Raw genomic sequence first — 14,387 nt, 5'->3', positions numbered from 1 at the left:
TCAGGCGACCAGCACCCGCCCCGGCTGCCCGTCGGGCGCAGCGGCCCGCCACGCGCCGGGAAGGTCGTGGGCGAAGACCAGCCGGACGCGGGCGTCCAGCGTGAGCGCGGCGAAGGTGGCGCCGGGGAACTCGGCGGGGCCGGTGAAGACCGCGCCGGTGAAGTCGGCCTCGCCGAGGGAGGCCGTGCCGAACACCGCCCGGCCGCCGAAGACCGCCCGCCGGAATCCGGCCTCCCCGGCGATGTGGGCGCCGCTGAACCAGGCGGTGCCGAAGGCGGCCTCGGCGAAGTCGGCCGCCTCGGCGAAACGCGCCCAGGGGAACCAGGCGATGGTGGCGAACCGCGCCCGGCCGAAGAAGGCGGGGCCACCGAAGGCCGCGCGGTCGAAGCGGGCCATGAACTCGAAGGCGGCCCCGGTGAAGTCGGCGGTCCGCAGGAAGGCCGCGCGCTCGAAGTGGGTGATCCCGGTGAAGACCGCACCGGTGAAGTCGGCGGTCCCGAAGCGGCAGTCGGCGAAGTCGGCCCCGTGCAGGTGCGCGCCGCGCAGATCGACGTCCATCGGGCCCCAGTAGGCCGCCGAGCCGGGACGCAGGTGCCCGGCGATCAGGCGCAGCGCCAGCGCGCGGCCCTCGTCGGGCTCGGGCGCGCGCAGGTGGGCGCACCACACGTCCAGCACCCGGGGGCGCCAGTCGGCGTGCTCGACCGCCAGGGAGTCCAGGACATGCAGGGCCCCGGCACGGACGCCGGGCTCGGCATCGGCCAGGTGGGCCAGGGCCCGGAGAAAGTGCTCGCGCACGTCGGCGGTGTTCAGCGGGCCTCCTTGAGCGGCGGCGTCCATTGTGACCGGTGGACACGCCGGGCCACCACTTGCCTCGCCTATCGTTTTTCGATAGATTCTCATCGAGAGTCGATAGAAGGAGCCCTCCATGGGAAAACTCGCCGTCCAAGCACTGCGCGTCGTGCTCGTCCTGCTCTTCGGCGGATCGCTGTTCGTGCAGACCGTCATGCTCCCGCTCATCGCGGTCAACGACTCCGACACCCGGCCCCAGGCGGCGGGCATGACCTGGGCGCTCACCGTCATCCTGATCCTGTGGATCATCACCGCGCAGGTCATCCTGGTGTGCGTGTGGAACCTGCTCACCATGGTCGGGCGCGGGACCGTCTTCTCCCCCGGCGCGTTCCGGTGGGTCCACCTGATCATCGGCGCCCTCATCGCCGCCGCGGTCCTGACCGCCTCCCTCGCCGGGATGATCGCGCCGGGTGACGACGTGCCGCCGGGCATGGTCCTGCTGCTCGGCGGGGCCGTGATCGGGCAGCTCGGGGTCGCGCTGATCGTGCTGGTCCTGCGGATGCTGCTCGTCCAGGCCGCCGGGATGCGCGCCGAACTGGACGAGGTGATCTGATGCCGATCATCGTGGACATCGACGTCATGCTCGCCAAGCGCAAGATGTCGGTCGGCGAGCTCGCCGAGCGGGTCGGCATCACCCCGGCGAACCTGGCGGTGCTCAAGAACGGGCGCGCCAAGGCCGTCCGCTTCACCACCCTGGAGGCGCTCTGCGAGGTCCTCGACTGCCAGCCGGGCGACCTGCTCAGGTGGGAGGCGCCGTAGCCGCCAGCCAGTCGGGGACCGGCCCGAAGGACACCATGCCGCTGCCCGCGCCCGCCAGTTCCCCCTCCGCGGGGAGCAGCAGGCCGTGGGCGCGGCCCATCGCGTCGCGGTCGCCGAGGGCGATGGCGGCCGCGGCGGTCAGGCAGGCGCGGGCCTCCAGGAGCAGATCACGTGGGGACGCCGGGGTCGCGGCGAGCGCCCGCGCGGCCGCCGCCCGGTCGGGCAGCAGCCGCAGGGGACGCGCCCACGGCTCGTAGGGCCCCATCGGCGGCAGGTCGCCCATCGCCGGGACCGCGCCCGGCCGCAGCCGCAGCGACAGCAGCGCCAGGGGCAGCAGCCCGCCGGCGACGCCGGGCATCCCGGCGGTGTCCAGGCGCGCGGCGGCGCGGCGGTAGGCGGCCTCGGTGGGGTTCTTCAAGGCCGCGTACCAGTCGGTGAAGACGGCCACCAGGGGCACCTCGTACCGCTCGGCGAGTGCCGTGACCGCCGACGCGTGGGCGTCGCCGGTGGCGTGGTCCCCCGTGGCGGCGGCCGACTGGATCGCGATCAGGTGCCCGAGGACGGCGAAGGACACCAGGTCGTGGGCCTGGGCGAGGGCGATGATCTCGGCGGCGATGGCGGCGCGCTCGCCGGAGAGCCCGGCGCGGTGGAAGGCGTGCATGAAGCGCGCGTTCAGCGTGAAGGCCAGTAGCGCGGGGTCGCCGATGGCGCGGGCGAGGTCCTCGGCCTCGGCCGCCGCGCGGCGGCCCCGGCCGTCGCGGGCCCCGCGCGTCTCCATCGCGATCGTCGCCAGCAGGCGCGCGCGGACGGCCACTGGCGCATCCGGGAGCGCCTCCTCGGCGGCCGCGACCACCAGCGCCGAGAGCTCCTCGTCGTCGTTGACCGGCCAGATCGCCGGCACGTCATAGGACGTGACGGTCGCGGCCAGCACGTCACGGTCGCCGAGGGCGCGGGCGGTGGCGATCGCCTCGGCGCGGTGGCGGCGGGCGGCGGCCAGGTCGCCGGTGACGGCGAGGGCGGCGACGAGGCCCATGGTGACCTCGACGCGCTCGCGCGGGCCGGCGTCGAAGTGCCGCTGGGCGGCGTGGGCGCGGGACCAGAGGCGGGCGGCGTCGTGGAAGCGGTGCCCGGCGGCGAGCGCGGCGGCGCGGGCGGTGGCCGCGGCGCGCGGGAAGTCCCCGGCGGCGAAGTAGTGGTGGGAGCGGGCGTCGTCATCGTCGACGGCCTCGGCGGCCAGGGCGTGCCGGCGGGCGCGGCGGGGCGCGGCGATGTCGGCGTAGAGGGTGTCGCGCACGAGGGCGTGGCCGAAGCGCATGCGGTGGGCGTCGGCGGTGGCGAAGCCGTGGGCGAGCGCGGCGTCCACGGCGTCGAGGACCACCTCGGCGTCGCCGGCCATGCGGGTCAGCACGTCGAGGGGCACGTCCACGCCGAGCACCGACGCCGTGGCCAGCACCGCGTGGGCGGGCGCGGGCAGCCGCGCCAGGCGGTGGCGGACGACGTCGCGGACGCCCGCGGGCACCGCCGTCAGCGCGGCGGGTCCCTCCTCGGCGAGGAGGCGGGCGAGTTCGCGGGCGTAGAAGGGGTTGCCGCCGCTGCGGGCGTGGATCGCGGCGGCCACGTCCGGTGCGACGGCCGTGCCGGTGGTCTCGGCGATGAGCGCGGCGGTCGCGGCCGGTTCGAGGGGCGCGAGGTGGACGCGGACGGGGTCCAGCCGTGCCGCGCGGGACAGCGCGGCGGTGAGCGCCGCCGAGGGTGCGGTGTCGCGGTGGGCGGCCAGGAGCAGCACGGGCGCGGCGGGCGGCGCGGTGAGCAGGGCGGTGACGTAGTCGAGGACGGCGGGGTCGGCGCGGTCGAGGTCGTCGACGGCGAGCAGGACGGGGGCGAGCCCGGCGAGGTGGCCGGTGACGGCGCGGTGGAGGCGGGCGCGGACGGCGGCGGGGTCGCCGGGCCCCGGCTCGGGCGGGGTGAAGCCGGGCAGCGCGTCCACGAACTCCGGCCACGTGCCGCGCGACCAGACGACCGGGCCGCCCGGCCACGACTCGGCCAGTTCCTCGGCGAGGGCGGTCTTGCCCGCGCCGGGCTCGCCGGACAGCAGCGCGGGGACCAGCCGCCCGGTGGCCGCGGCGCGGTCGGCGGCGGCGCGCAGGCGGGCGAGTTCGGCGTCGCGGCCGGTGAGGCGCGCGCGTCCGGGTGGGCGCAGGAGCGGCGCGTGCCGCAGCACGTCGCGTTCCAGGTCGCGCAGGGCCGGGTCGGGCAGGAGGCCCTCGTCGTCGAGGACGGCGCGGGCGCGGCGCAGCGCGGCCAGCGCGTCGCCCTGGCGTCCGGCGCGGTAGAGGGCCAGCGCGAGCAGCCGCCAGGCGTCGCCGCGCCGGGGGTGGGCGGCGACGTGTGCCGCGAGGTCGGCGGCGGTCTCGGCGGCGCGGCCGAGGGAGAGGGCGGCCTCGGCGCGGCGTTCGGCGGCCAGCAGGCGCAGGTCCTCCAGGCGGGCGGCGGCCGCGAAGGCCCAGGGCTCCCCGGCGAACTCGGCGTAGGCGGGCCCGCGCCACCACGACAGGGCGGTGTCGAGCAGGTCGTGCGCCTCGCGGGCGCGCCCGGCGGTCAGCAGCCGCCCCGATTCGGCGACGGCGGCCTCGAAGCGGCGGGCGTCGACGGCGGCGTCGGGCACGCGCAGGGCGTAGCCGGGCGCCTCGGTGACCAGGACCGTCGCGGGCGCGCGCGGCGGGCGGCCGGGTTCCAGGGCGCGGCGCAGGGCGGCGATGAAGGTCTGGAGCGCGCCGGTGGCCCCGGCCGGGGGCTCGGGCCACAGGTCGCCGATGAGGACGCCGACGGGCACGACGCGGCCCTCGGCGACGAGGAGCCGGGCGAGGACCTCGCGGTGGCGCGGGCCCTTCACGTCGACCGGGCCGGCGGCGTCCTCGACGGTCAGCGGCCCCAGGACGCCGAGGCGCAGGTCGTCGGCGGTCGGCACGCACCGAATGTACCGGTGTGCTGAGTGGTTGCTGATTCGCCGCGCGCAGGCTCGGCCCGTACCCCCCTTTCCAGAGGAGCTCCCATGACCGTCATCCCCGGCTTCGGCCGCCAGCGCGTCCACGTCGGCGGCGGCGTCCACCTCAACACCGCCGTGGGCGGTGACGGACCGGCGGTGGTGCTGCTGCACGGCTTCCCGCAGACGCACCTGATGTGGCGGCACGTGGCCGCCGATCTCGCCGCCGACCACACGGTGATCGTCCCGGACCTGCGCGGCTACGGCGACAGCGACAAGCCCGAGGCCGGTCCGGACACCTACTCCAAGCGGACGATGGCCGCCGACACCGTCGCGCTGGCCGCCGCCTTCGGCTTCGAGCGCTTCGCCCTGGCCGGGCACGACCGGGGGGCGCTGGCCGCCTTCCGCACCGCGATGGACCACCCCGGGCACGTCACGCACCTGGCGTCGCTGGACGTGGTCCCCACCGCCGACATGTGGGAGGTGCTGGCTGGGGCGGGCGCGGCGGTGGCCTTCCACCTGTACCTGATGGCGCAGCCGCCCGGCCTGCCCGAGACGCTGATCGCGGCGGCGCCCGACGCGTTCTTCGCGCACTTCCTGAGCGCGTGGAACAACGGCGCCGAGCCCTTCGGCGCCGGGATCCGCGAGGCGTACCTGGCGGCCTCGCGCGACGCCGTGGCCTCCATCGTCGCCGACTTCCGCGCCTCGGCCGGGATCGACCACGAGCACGACCTGGCCGACCGGGCCGCCGGGCGCGTCCTGGCGATGCCGGTGACGGTGCTCCAGCAGGACTGGGGCGCCGCCCTCGGCTACGACGCGGCGGCGGTGTGGCGGGCCTGGGCGCCCGACCTCGACCACCGGACCGTCCCCTACGGGCACTTCATGGCCGAGGAGGCGCCCGGCGCGGTCGCGGGCGCGATCCGGGAGCTGCTGCTCAGGTGACCTTGTCGCCGGGCCGCAGGTAGCGCGGCGGCTGGTAGCCGTACCCGTCCTTGGGGTCGCTCTCGTTGCACCCGGCCGGACCGGCGTACATCTGGTCGGGCACCAGCACCACGCGGTAGGCGGTGGGGACGCCGATCCAGTCGTCGCCCTCGCCGGCGCTCGCGTCCTGCGGGAACAGGCCGATCTCGGTGCAGCCCAGGACGATCGAGCCCGCGTCGACCGCGCAGGCCTGGAGGCTCAGGTGATCGGGCGGGAACTTCGCCGGATCGGCGGTCACCCGGTAGCGGAAGTGCACCTTGTCGCCCTCGCCGGGCACCTGCGGGTGCGGCTCGGCCTTCCAGTCCAGCACCGCCACGGTCACGCCGAGCTCGTCGTGCCCCTGCTTGGCCGCCACCGAGGTCGCGGCGGGCCCGGGCTCGCCGGGCGTGCAGTCCGGCCCGGCCGAGCAGGCGGTCAGGGTGGCGGCGAGGGTGGCCGCGATCGCGATCGGGGTGAGGAACCGCATCAAGATCCTTTCGCCGGAACCGAAAGGGTACCGGGTGGGCGGTCCCCGTCCGGCCCGGCGGGGACCACCCGGCTCACTCCCCCACCGGCGCCAGTGACGCCGCCCAGAACGCGGCGTAACGCCCGCCGCGCGCCAGCAGCTCCGCGTGGCCGCCCTGCTCCACGATCCGGCCGCCGTCGAGGAACACCACCCGGTCGGCGCGGCGCACCGTCGCCATCCGGTGGGCGACCATGACCACCGTCCGGCCCGCCATCAGCCGCTCCACCCCCTCGTGGACGGCGGCCTCGTTGACCGGGTCCAGCGCCGAGGTCACCTCGTCGAGCAGCACGATCGGGGCGTCCTTGAGCAGCGCGCGGGCGATCGAGACCCGCTGCCGCTCACCGCCCGACAGCAGCGCGCCGCCCTCACCGACGCGCGCCGCCCAGCCCCCGGGCAGCCGCCCGACGACCTCGTCCAGGCGCGCGGCGGCCGCCGCGGCGCGGACCTCGGCGCCGGTGGCCTCCGGGCGGCCCAGGCGCACGTTCTCCTCGATGGTGGCGTCGAAGAGGTACACGTCCTGGAACACGATTGCCACCCGCGACATCAGCTCGGCGGAGTCCACCGCCCGCACGTCCACACCGCCGACGCGCACGGCCCCGGCGTCGATGTCGTAGAAGCGCGGCACCAGTTGCAGCAGCGAGCTCTTGCCCGCCCCCGAAGGCCCGACCACCGCCACCCGCTCGCCCTCGGCGACGGTGAGGCTCAGCCCGTCCAGGACCCTCCGGTCGCCGCGCGTGAAGGTGACCTCCTCCAGCTCCAGGTCGTGGCGGTCGGGCCGGACCGGCGCGGGCGGCTCCGGGAGCGGCTCGGTGTCCAGGACCGCCTCCAGCCGCGCCAGCACCGACTTCGCCCCGCGCATCTTCCCCGCCGCCTCCCCCAGCGCCAGCACCGGCTCGGCGCAGCGCGCGGCCAGCACCAGCAGTGCCAGCAGCTCCGGGCCGCCCAGAGACCCGCCGACGGCCAGGTAGGCGCCCAGGGCGAGCAGACCGGTGAACACCGCCTGCACGGTGAAGGTGAGCCCGAGCGCGCCGGGCAGCGCCGAGCGGGTGGCGCGGCGGGTGGCGCGGCTCAGCTCGCGCAGCGAGGCGTCCAGCAGCTCGAAGCGCTCACCGGCGCGGCCACCGGCGCGCAGCACCGGCTGCGCCTGCACGTACTCGATGACGCGGCCGGTGGCCTCGTGATCGCGTTCGGCGCGATCGGCGTCGGTGGCCGTCATCGCCCGCCCCGACCACACCTGCACACCGGCGACCACGGGCGCGGCGGCGAGCGCGGCCAGGCCCATGCGCCAGTCGAAGGCGGTCATCACCGCCGCGATCGTCAGCGGCGTGACGGTCGCCGAGACCAGCGGGGACAGCAGGTGCGCGATGGCGCTCATGGCCTGCAGGACCCCCCGGCTGGCCAGCACCGACAGCTCGCCGACGCGCCCGGCGGTGTACCAGCCGAGCGGGAGACGGCCGAGGTGCCCGCCGAGGCGGCGGTAGAGCCCGCGCATCATGGTGGTGCCGACGCGGAACCCGAAGCGGTCGGCGACGTAGCGCAGCAGAGCGTAGGCGGCCACCGCCCCGCCGAAGGCGGCGAGCCAGGGCCGCGCGGAGCCGGGATCGGGCCCCAAGAGCGCGCGCAGCACCGGGATCAGCAGCGCGTAGGAGAGGCCCTCGGCGATCGCGGTGACGGTCATGAGCGCCACGGCGCGGCGCACCGGGCGGGCGTACTCGGGTCCGAGGACGCGCAGGAGAGAGCCGATCACGAGGTCACCTTCCCGGTGTGGGCGAACGCGGAGGAGCCCTCGGTGAGCACACCGCCGTCGAGGACCACGACGGTGTCGGCCCCGGCGACGGTCTCGGGCCGGTGGGCGATGACGAGGAGCGTCCGGTCGGCGCGCCCGGCGGCCAGGGCGCGGCGGACGGCCAGCTCGGTCTCCGGGTCGGCGAAGGCGGTGGCCTCGTCGAGGACCAGGACGGGGGTGTCGGCCAGCAGCACGCGGGCCAGCGCGACGCGCTGGGTCTCACCGCCCGAGAGCACCGCCTCATCGCCGAGGACGGTGTCGTAGCCGCGCGGCAGCTCCAGGATCCGCTGGTGGACGCAGGCGCGCCGGGCGGCCTCCTCGACGCGCTCACGCGAGGCGCCCGGCACCGCCAGGGCGATGTTGTCGGCGACCGGGGCGCGCAGCAGCCGCACGTCCTGGAACACGAACGACACCGTCTTGTACAGGTCGGCGGCGGCGATCTCGCGCAGGTCGACCCCGCCGAGCAGCACCTCGCCCCGGGTGGGGTCGAAGAAGCGCGGCAGCAGCCGCACCAGCGTCGACTTGCCGCTCCCGGAGGGCCCGACCAGGGCGGTGGTCGTACCGGGTTCCAGCACGAGGTCGACGCCGCGCAGGACCTCGTGCTCGCCGTAGCCGAAGTGGACGCCGCGCAGCTCGATCCGGTGCCCCTCGGGCGCCGTGGGCCGCGCGGGTACCGGCAGCGGCGCCTCGGCGAGGGTCCCGCGGATCCGGCCGATGGCCCGCCGGGCGGCCTGGAGATCGTCCAGGCCGTGCCCGAGGGCGGCCAGCGGAGCGGTCAGCCCCAGCCCGAGCAGCAGGAACGGCGGGACGTCGGCGGCGGCCATGCCCCCGCCGCCGACCAGCGCGCTCGCCCCGATGAGGACGGTCAGCAGCACGAACGGCGGCGACAGCACCACCTGCATCGCCGCGGCCACACCCGACAGCCCGCGCGCCCAGCGGCCGAAGGCGGTGACGAAGACATCGACGGCGTCCAGGAACCGCCGGTGGGCGCGCTCGCCGCCGCCGAAGGCCTTGACCACGGCGATGCCCTGCACGAACTCCACCACCGAGGCGGCGATGTCGGCCATGCCGGAGTCGAAGCCCTTCTGCTCGCGCTGCCGCGCCGGGAGCATCAGCAGCGGGACCAGGGCCACCGCGAGCGCCACCGGAATCAGCGTGATCAGCGTCAGCCGCCAGTCCAGGGTGAACAGGTAGACCAGCGAGACCAGCGGCACGACGAAGGCCGAGACCAGCTCGCCGGGGGTGTGGGCGATGACGGGGTGGATGGCCGCGACGTCCTCACCGGCGAGTTTGGCCAGCTCGCCGGTGCGGCGCCGTGAGAGCCGCCCGAGCGGGACGAGCGCCAGGTGCGCGGCCAGGCGGCGGCGCAGGGAGAGCTGGACGCGGTCGTCGAGCAGGTGCCCGGTGGCCGAGGACGCCACGGTGAAGGCCAGCCGGACGAGCAGCCCGGCCGCGCCCGCCAGGACGACCGTCCGCACGTGCCCGGGATCGGCCGGGCCGGACGCCAGGAACGTCCGGCCCAGCTCGATCACGGCCAGCAGCGGCGCCAGGCCCGCCAGCGCGCCCACCACCTGGAAGGCGACCACGGCCGTGAAGCCCCACCGGAAGGGCTTCAGCACGCTCATGCCAGGGCCCGGCGCAGGACGGCGCCCAGCTCGGCGAGCTGCCGCCGGGAGACCTCGGCGGAGGTGATGGCCTGCGAGCCGTGGAAGGTCCCCGGCCACTGGTGCAGCTCGACGGGGACCCCGGCCTGGAGCAGCCGCAGCGCGTAGAGGATGTCCTCGTCGCGGTTGGGGCAGAACTCCGCCGAGGCGATGTAGGCCGCCGGGAGCCCCGAGAGGTCCTCGGCCCGTGCCGGGGCCGCGTACTCGTCGGCGGCCCGCCCGGCGAGGTAGTGGCCCCAGGCCGAGGCGAGCTTGCCGCGCGTCAGCCACGGGGTGTCGGTGAAATGGCGCGCCGACCAGGTCTCCAGGCGGTCGTCGAGGCCGGGCTGGTTGAGCAGCTGGAAGTGGACGCGGGGGCCGCCCTCGTCGCGGGTGCGCAGGCAGAGCGCGGCGGCGATGGTGGCGCCCGCGCTGTGCCCGGCGACGGCGAGGCGGCCGGCGTCGAAACCGAGCCGCCCGGCGTTCTCCGCCGCCCAGGTCAGGACGGCGTAGGCGTCGTCGATCGCCGCCGGGTAGGGGTTCTCGGGGGCGAGCCGGTAGTCCACCGAGACGACCACGGCGCCCGAGGCCTCGGCGACGCGTGCCGCCCACGGGTGCTCGGAGTCCAGGCCGCCCATCACGAAGCCGCCGCCGTGGAACCACAGGATCGCGCCACGGGCCTCACGGGGCCGGTAGACGCGCACCGGAACGTCGGCCTCGCCGCTCACCACGTGGTCCTCGACGTCCATGCCGGACAGGTCGGGGACGGGCGCCGAGGCCGTGAGCTTCGCGTGCAGCTCGCGCGCGGCGGGCACGTCGGTGAGGTCGGCCGGGGGGAACAGGGGGATGAAGGCTGCGAGTTCGGGGTCCATGGCCACGAGGCTATGGACGAAGGCCCTCCGCGTCGTCCGGCGAGCGTCGTACGCCCCGGCGTACTCCCAGCGCACTCCGCGCCGTCACCGGGCACCCCCGCCACCACCGGTTCCGGCGACGTGGCCGGGGCGGCGGCCGCGTCGCGGCGTACCACGGCGGGCGTAGGCGTCTCCCCGAATCGTGCCGCGCGAGGCGTCCCGGCGCGCGTTCCGGCGTCCCGGCGGACAGACTCGAACTCACCCGGCCCCCGACACCGAGCAGGACGACGTGAGCTACCCACACCAGCAGCGCCCCCAGTACCCGCAGCAGTACGGCCCGCCCCCACCGCCGCCCGGCTACGGCTACGCCCCGCCGGTGCCGCGACGGCGCGGACCGCGCTGGGGACTGCGCATCACCTTCGTGCTGCTGCTCGTCGGCGCGCTGTTCGGCTACTTCTTCTTCGTCCACGGCGGCAACCCCCAGCGCGGCGACTGCCTGAAGAACCTCGATGAGACCTTCACCGGGTGGAGCACCGTGGAGTGCACCGACCCGGCCGCCGCGTGGAAGGTCGTGGAGACGGCCACCTCCGGCGGATACGACTCCGACCTGGGCACCTGCGACAACCACCCCGACGGGCAGCAGGTGAACAAGCGGAACGGCAAGCGCGGCAAGCGCTGGGAGATGTGCGTCGTCCCGGTGACCGGCGCCGCGAAGTAGTCCGGCGGCCAGGGGTGCGCGCCCCTGGCCGTACGGTTTCCTAGTCCCTCAGCAGCGGGAGCAGCCGCTCGCCCTGGCGCTCGATCTCGGGCAGGTACGGGGTGTCGGACAGCACGAAGTGCGTCACGCCGAGATCGCGGTACTTGCGCAGCGAGGACGCCACGTCCTCGGCCGAGCCGACCAGCCACGTCGTGCCCGCGCCGCCACCGCCGTAGCGCCCCGGGGCGGTGTACAGGTTGTCGTCGAGGACGTCGCCGCGCTCGGCCAGGTCCAGCAGCCGCCGCTGCCCGACCGCCTCGCGCCACAGCCGGTTCGGGGTCTCGGCCATGCGCGCCACCTTCGCCTCCGCGTCGGCCCAGGCCTCCTCGGTGGTGTCGCGCACCAGGGTCGTCACGCGCAGGCCGAACTCCAGGGGCGCGTGCTCGCGGCCGAGCTTGGCCGACAGCTCCCGCAGCCGCTCGATGCGCTCGCGCACCCCCGCCAGGGGCTCGCCCCAGAACAGCTGCACGTCGGCCTCCAGCGCCGCCACCTCCTGGGCCGCCTCGGACGCCCCACCGAAGTACAGGCGCGGACCCCTGCCCACCGGGCGCGGGACGACCGTGGCGCCGGTGACCGAGAAGTGCTCGCCCTGGAAGGTCACGTTCTCCTCGGTCCACAGCCGCCGCACGATGCGCATGAACTCACCCGTGCGGGCGTAGCGGTCGGCCTGGACGCTCTCGTGGTCGCCGTAGGCGGCCAGGTCGTCCTTGCCGGAGACGATGTTGACCAGCAGCCGCCCGCCGCTGAGGTGGTCGAGGGTGGCGGCGGCCGAGGCGAAGTTGGCCGGGCGCCAGTAGCCCGGGCGGATGGCCACCAGGGGCCGGAAGGTGGTCGTGCGCGCGGCCAGCGCGGTGGCCACGGTGAAGGTGTCGGGCCGTCCCCAGCCGGTGCCGATGAGCGCGCCGGACCAGCCGTGCCGCTCCAGCGCCTCGGCGTGGCCGGTGAGGGTCGCCAGGCTGTTGTGGCCGTCGGTGGCGTCGTCGCCCCGGTGCCCGGGTTCGGCCTGGTTGGGGATGTACCAGAGGTATTCGGCGGCGGGCATGGCGGCTCCTCGTGACGCTTACCTAGTTTTCCTATCGACTTAGTAGAGAATAGCGCGTGGGAGAGGCCGCCGATCATGGCCGCAGGCGTGCGAAAGCGGGCCGCGCGGCGACTGCGCGGCCCGCTCGTCCGATGGCGGCCTAGCTCCCCTTCATCCGCGTGTGCACGATCTTCCCGTCGCGCATCGAGAAGGTCATGTCCGCCTTCGCCGCCACACCACGGTCGTGCGTCACCACCACCACGGTGGTGCCCCTGGCGACCACGAGGTCCCGCAGCAGCGTCACGATGCGCTTGCCGTTGCGGCTGTCGAGGTTGCCGGTCGGCTCATCGGCCAGGATCAGCTCCGGCTCATTGGCCAGCGAGCGCGCGATCGACACCCGCTGCTGCTCACCGCCGGAGAGCTTGCCCGGCAGGCGGTCGAGCTTCTGGCCGGACAGCCCGACCATCTTCAGCAGCTCCGTCGCCCGGCCGCGGCGCTCACCGGCCTTGACCCCGGCGAACTCCAGGGGCAGCATCACGTTCTCCACCGCCGTCAGGTTCGGCACCAGGTTGTACTGCTGGAACACGAACCCGATCCGCGCACGCCGGTAGGCGACCTGCTCACGCGGCCGCAGCGCGGTGATCTCGGTCCCGGCCAGGTGGATGCTGCCGCTGGTCGGCGCGTCCAGGGCGCCCATCAGCGACAGCAGAGTGCTCTTGCCGCTGCCGCTGGAGCCGACGATGGACGCGAAGGTCGCCGCGGGGACCTCGAAGGTCACCCCATCGACGGCATTGACATCCTCGCCACCGGAGCGGAAGCGCTTGACGACGTCTTTCACCTGCAGCACGGCTACTCCCCTCGCAGGACTTCGGCGGGACGGACGCGGGCGATCAGCCACGCGGGCGCGGCGGCCCCCAGGACGGCGATGACCAGCGCGGTGGCCGCGCCCAGGCCGAGGGTGTCCCAGCCGAGCCCGGCGGTCACCTCGCCGATGAGGTCGGCGGCGCTCTCGGGCTCACCGCCGCCGGGACCGGCGATGCGCACGGCCTTCGCGCCCGCCGGCATCCCCGGCATCTTGCCGCCGGCCTCGTTCGCCGGCGTGTTCGTGGAGACCAGCACGTCGGCGATGACGTTGCTGGTCAGCGCCGCCACCCCGAGCCCGAGAATGGTCGCGGCCAGCACCAGCGTGACGGCCTCGACGCCGAACTGGCCGACGATGCCGCGCGTGGTCGCTCCGATGGCCTTGAGGACGCCGACCTCCTTGCGGCGCTCGCGGACGGTCAGCGCCAGGGTGAAGAACACGATCACCGCCGCGCAGAACAGGCAGATGAGGAACCCGAGGCGGGTGATGCGCTCGACGGTCTCCAGCCCCTGCGTGGCCTGGAGCGCCGTCTCGGTCTCGGCGTGGACCTCCACGGCGCCGCCGAGCAGCTCGCCGATCTTCGTCTTGACCGCCTCCAGGTTGGCCACGTCATCGGCCTTGGCGACGATGGAGGTGTAGCCGCTCTGGTCACCGAGGTCCATGAGGGTCTCGGCGGTCATGACCACGCCGACGTCGTCGAAGGTGCCGCCGGAGGCGGCGATGCCGACCACGGTGAAGGTCTGGTCGAAGGCGGTGAAGGTGCCGCCGACCGACAGGCCGTTCTTCTTCGCCAGCTGGTCGCTGATGACCGCCCCGCGCGTGTCCGACGCCTGGAGCGCGCGCCCGTCGGTGATGTCGAGGGCCTGGCCGCGCGCGTTGACCGTGCCGTCGGTGCCGCCGACCATGATCGGGAACTTCACCCCGGCCGGGGCGCCCATGGCCGCGGCGTCCACGCCCGACTCCAGATTCGTGGTTCCCTTGGCCCCCGACGGCCCGGCGATGGACACCCTCGGCCCGCCGGACTTGTCGTCCTCGCCGTCGGAGGGCGCCTCCAGCATCCCCTGCACGATGCCCGTGGCCGAGGCCACGTGATCCAGCCCGCGGATCGCGGTGAGCTGGTCGGCGGTGAGCGGCTGCGTGTCCTCGCCCTTGGGCGCGAAGGCCGGGGCCGCGGTGACCGTCGTGTCGAGCTTCGAGCGCACCGACTCCAGCCGCGCGGCCACGGCCTCGTTGGCCACCAGCATCGACAGGGTCAGCCCGATGACGATGGCCAGCACCAGGACGACCGCGCCGCCCCTGATCTTGTTCCGGAAGGTGTTCCTGATGCCGCGTACGGCCACACTCATGCGTCGTCCTCGTGGTTCGGGGTTCCGGACGGCCCACGCCGCCC

General features: G+C 75.3%; 13 protein-coding genes. 4 read left to right on the top strand and 9 right to left on the bottom strand.

What is annotated here, in order from left to right; translation table 11 throughout:
* Window positions 1-837, bottom strand: coding sequence for a pentapeptide repeat-containing protein (locus QSK10_RS13135; RefSeq protein WP_285663044.1), 837 nt, complete (start codon window positions 835-837; stop codon window positions 1-3).
* A gap of 88 nt (window positions 838-925) precedes the next feature.
* On the opposite strand from QSK10_RS13135, the gene QSK10_RS13130 reads away from it, so the two are divergent.
* Window positions 926-1,402 carry a DUF2975 domain-containing protein gene (locus QSK10_RS13130; RefSeq protein ID WP_285663043.1) on the top strand — a complete coding sequence of 159 codons (477 nt, stop codon included), beginning with the start codon at window positions 926-928 and terminating at the stop codon, window positions 1,400-1,402.
* Window positions 1,402-1,608 (top strand): helix-turn-helix domain-containing protein, encoded by a 207-nt coding sequence (locus QSK10_RS13125; RefSeq protein WP_285663042.1) that lies wholly within the window; start codon window positions 1,402-1,404, stop codon window positions 1,606-1,608. Before QSK10_RS13130 ends, QSK10_RS13125 begins: the two co-directional genes overlap by 1 nt.
* Here the strand turns inward: QSK10_RS13125 and QSK10_RS13120 are convergent.
* Window positions 1,589-4,576, bottom strand: coding sequence for a BTAD domain-containing putative transcriptional regulator (locus tag QSK10_RS13120; protein WP_285663041.1), 2,988 nt, complete (start codon window positions 4,574-4,576; stop codon window positions 1,589-1,591). The genes QSK10_RS13125 and QSK10_RS13120 overlap by 20 nt on opposite strands.
* A gap of 84 nt (window positions 4,577-4,660) precedes the next feature.
* On the opposite strand from QSK10_RS13120, the gene QSK10_RS13115 reads away from it, so the two are divergent.
* Entirely contained in the window at window positions 4,661-5,533 is an 873-nt protein-coding gene (locus QSK10_RS13115) for an alpha/beta fold hydrolase (protein WP_285663040.1), read from the top strand.
* On the opposite strand, the gene QSK10_RS13110 is transcribed toward QSK10_RS13115, so the two are convergent.
* The 4 genes from QSK10_RS13110 to QSK10_RS13095 all read right to left on the bottom strand — a co-directional run bounded on the left by QSK10_RS13110 (window position 5,526) and on the right by QSK10_RS13095 (window position 10,378).
* Entirely contained in the window at window positions 5,526-6,038 is a 513-nt protein-coding gene (locus tag QSK10_RS13110) for a hypothetical protein (RefSeq protein WP_285663039.1), read from the bottom strand. The genes QSK10_RS13115 and QSK10_RS13110 overlap by 8 nt on opposite strands.
* A gap of 73 nt (window positions 6,039-6,111) precedes the next feature.
* Window positions 6,112-7,824 (bottom strand): ABC transporter ATP-binding protein, encoded by a 1,713-nt coding sequence (locus QSK10_RS13105; RefSeq protein ID WP_285663038.1) that lies wholly within the window; start codon window positions 7,822-7,824, stop codon window positions 6,112-6,114.
* The gene (locus tag QSK10_RS13100; protein ID WP_285663037.1) at window positions 7,821-9,488 is read right to left on the bottom strand and encodes an ABC transporter ATP-binding protein; all 1,668 of its coding nucleotides are present in this window, start codon (window positions 9,486-9,488) and stop codon (window positions 7,821-7,823) included. The genes QSK10_RS13105 and QSK10_RS13100 overlap by 4 nt, the downstream gene beginning before the upstream one ends.
* Window positions 9,485-10,378 carry an alpha/beta hydrolase gene (locus tag QSK10_RS13095; RefSeq protein ID WP_285663036.1) on the bottom strand — a complete coding sequence of 298 codons (894 nt, stop codon included), beginning with the start codon at window positions 10,376-10,378 and terminating at the stop codon, window positions 9,485-9,487. The genes QSK10_RS13100 and QSK10_RS13095 overlap by 4 nt, the downstream gene beginning before the upstream one ends.
* 268 nt (window positions 10,379-10,646) lie before the next feature.
* Between QSK10_RS13095 and QSK10_RS13090 the strand changes: the two genes are divergently transcribed.
* Window positions 10,647-11,075 carry an LppU/SCO3897 family protein gene (locus QSK10_RS13090; protein WP_285663035.1) on the top strand — a complete coding sequence of 143 codons (429 nt, stop codon included), beginning with the start codon at window positions 10,647-10,649 and terminating at the stop codon, window positions 11,073-11,075.
* Between the two features lie 40 nt (window positions 11,076-11,115).
* On the opposite strand, the gene QSK10_RS13085 is transcribed toward QSK10_RS13090, so the two are convergent.
* The 3 genes from QSK10_RS13085 to QSK10_RS13075 all read right to left on the bottom strand — a co-directional run bounded on the left by QSK10_RS13085 (window position 11,116) and on the right by QSK10_RS13075 (window position 14,343).
* Window positions 11,116-12,156 (bottom strand): LLM class flavin-dependent oxidoreductase, encoded by a 1,041-nt coding sequence (locus QSK10_RS13085; protein ID WP_285663034.1) that lies wholly within the window; start codon window positions 12,154-12,156, stop codon window positions 11,116-11,118.
* 139 nt (window positions 12,157-12,295) lie between these two features.
* Entirely contained in the window at window positions 12,296-12,982 is a 687-nt protein-coding gene (locus tag QSK10_RS13080) for an ABC transporter ATP-binding protein (protein ID WP_285663033.1), read from the bottom strand.
* Between the two features lie 2 nt (window positions 12,983-12,984).
* The gene (locus tag QSK10_RS13075) at window positions 12,985-14,343 is read right to left on the bottom strand and encodes an ABC transporter permease (protein WP_285663032.1); all 1,359 of its coding nucleotides are present in this window, start codon (window positions 14,341-14,343) and stop codon (window positions 12,985-12,987) included.
* Between the last annotated feature and the right edge of the window lie 44 nt (window positions 14,344-14,387).

This window comes from Actinorhabdospora filicis, assembly GCF_030269765.1.
GTDB lineage: Bacteria > Actinomycetota > Actinomycetes > Mycobacteriales > Micromonosporaceae > Actinorhabdospora > Actinorhabdospora filicis.
Note: the sequence above shows the minus strand (reverse complement) of the source record. Positions and strands in the feature narration are given on the sequence as shown.

Coding starts and splice junctions, on each gene's coding strand:
- QSK10_RS13135 (WP_285663044.1), bottom strand. CDS start 837: ATGGACGCCGCCGCTCAAGGAGGCCCGCTGAACACCGCCGACGTGCGC.
- QSK10_RS13130 (WP_285663043.1), top strand. CDS start 926: ATGGGAAAACTCGCCGTCCAAGCACTGCGCGTCGTGCTCGTCCTGCTC.
- QSK10_RS13125 (WP_285663042.1), top strand. CDS start 1,402: ATGCCGATCATCGTGGACATCGACGTCATGCTCGCCAAGCGCAAGATG.
- QSK10_RS13115 (WP_285663040.1), top strand. CDS start 4,661: ATGACCGTCATCCCCGGCTTCGGCCGCCAGCGCGTCCACGTCGGCGGC.
- QSK10_RS13110 (WP_285663039.1), bottom strand. CDS start 6,038: ATGCGGTTCCTCACCCCGATCGCGATCGCGGCCACCCTCGCCGCCACC.
- QSK10_RS13100 (WP_285663037.1), bottom strand. CDS start 9,488: ATGAGCGTGCTGAAGCCCTTCCGGTGGGGCTTCACGGCCGTGGTCGCC.
- QSK10_RS13095 (WP_285663036.1), bottom strand. CDS start 10,378: ATGGACCCCGAACTCGCAGCCTTCATCCCCCTGTTCCCCCCGGCCGAC.
- QSK10_RS13085 (WP_285663034.1), bottom strand. CDS start 12,156: ATGCCCGCCGCCGAATACCTCTGGTACATCCCCAACCAGGCCGAACCC.
- QSK10_RS13075 (WP_285663032.1), bottom strand. CDS start 14,343: ATGAGTGTGGCCGTACGCGGCATCAGGAACACCTTCCGGAACAAGATC.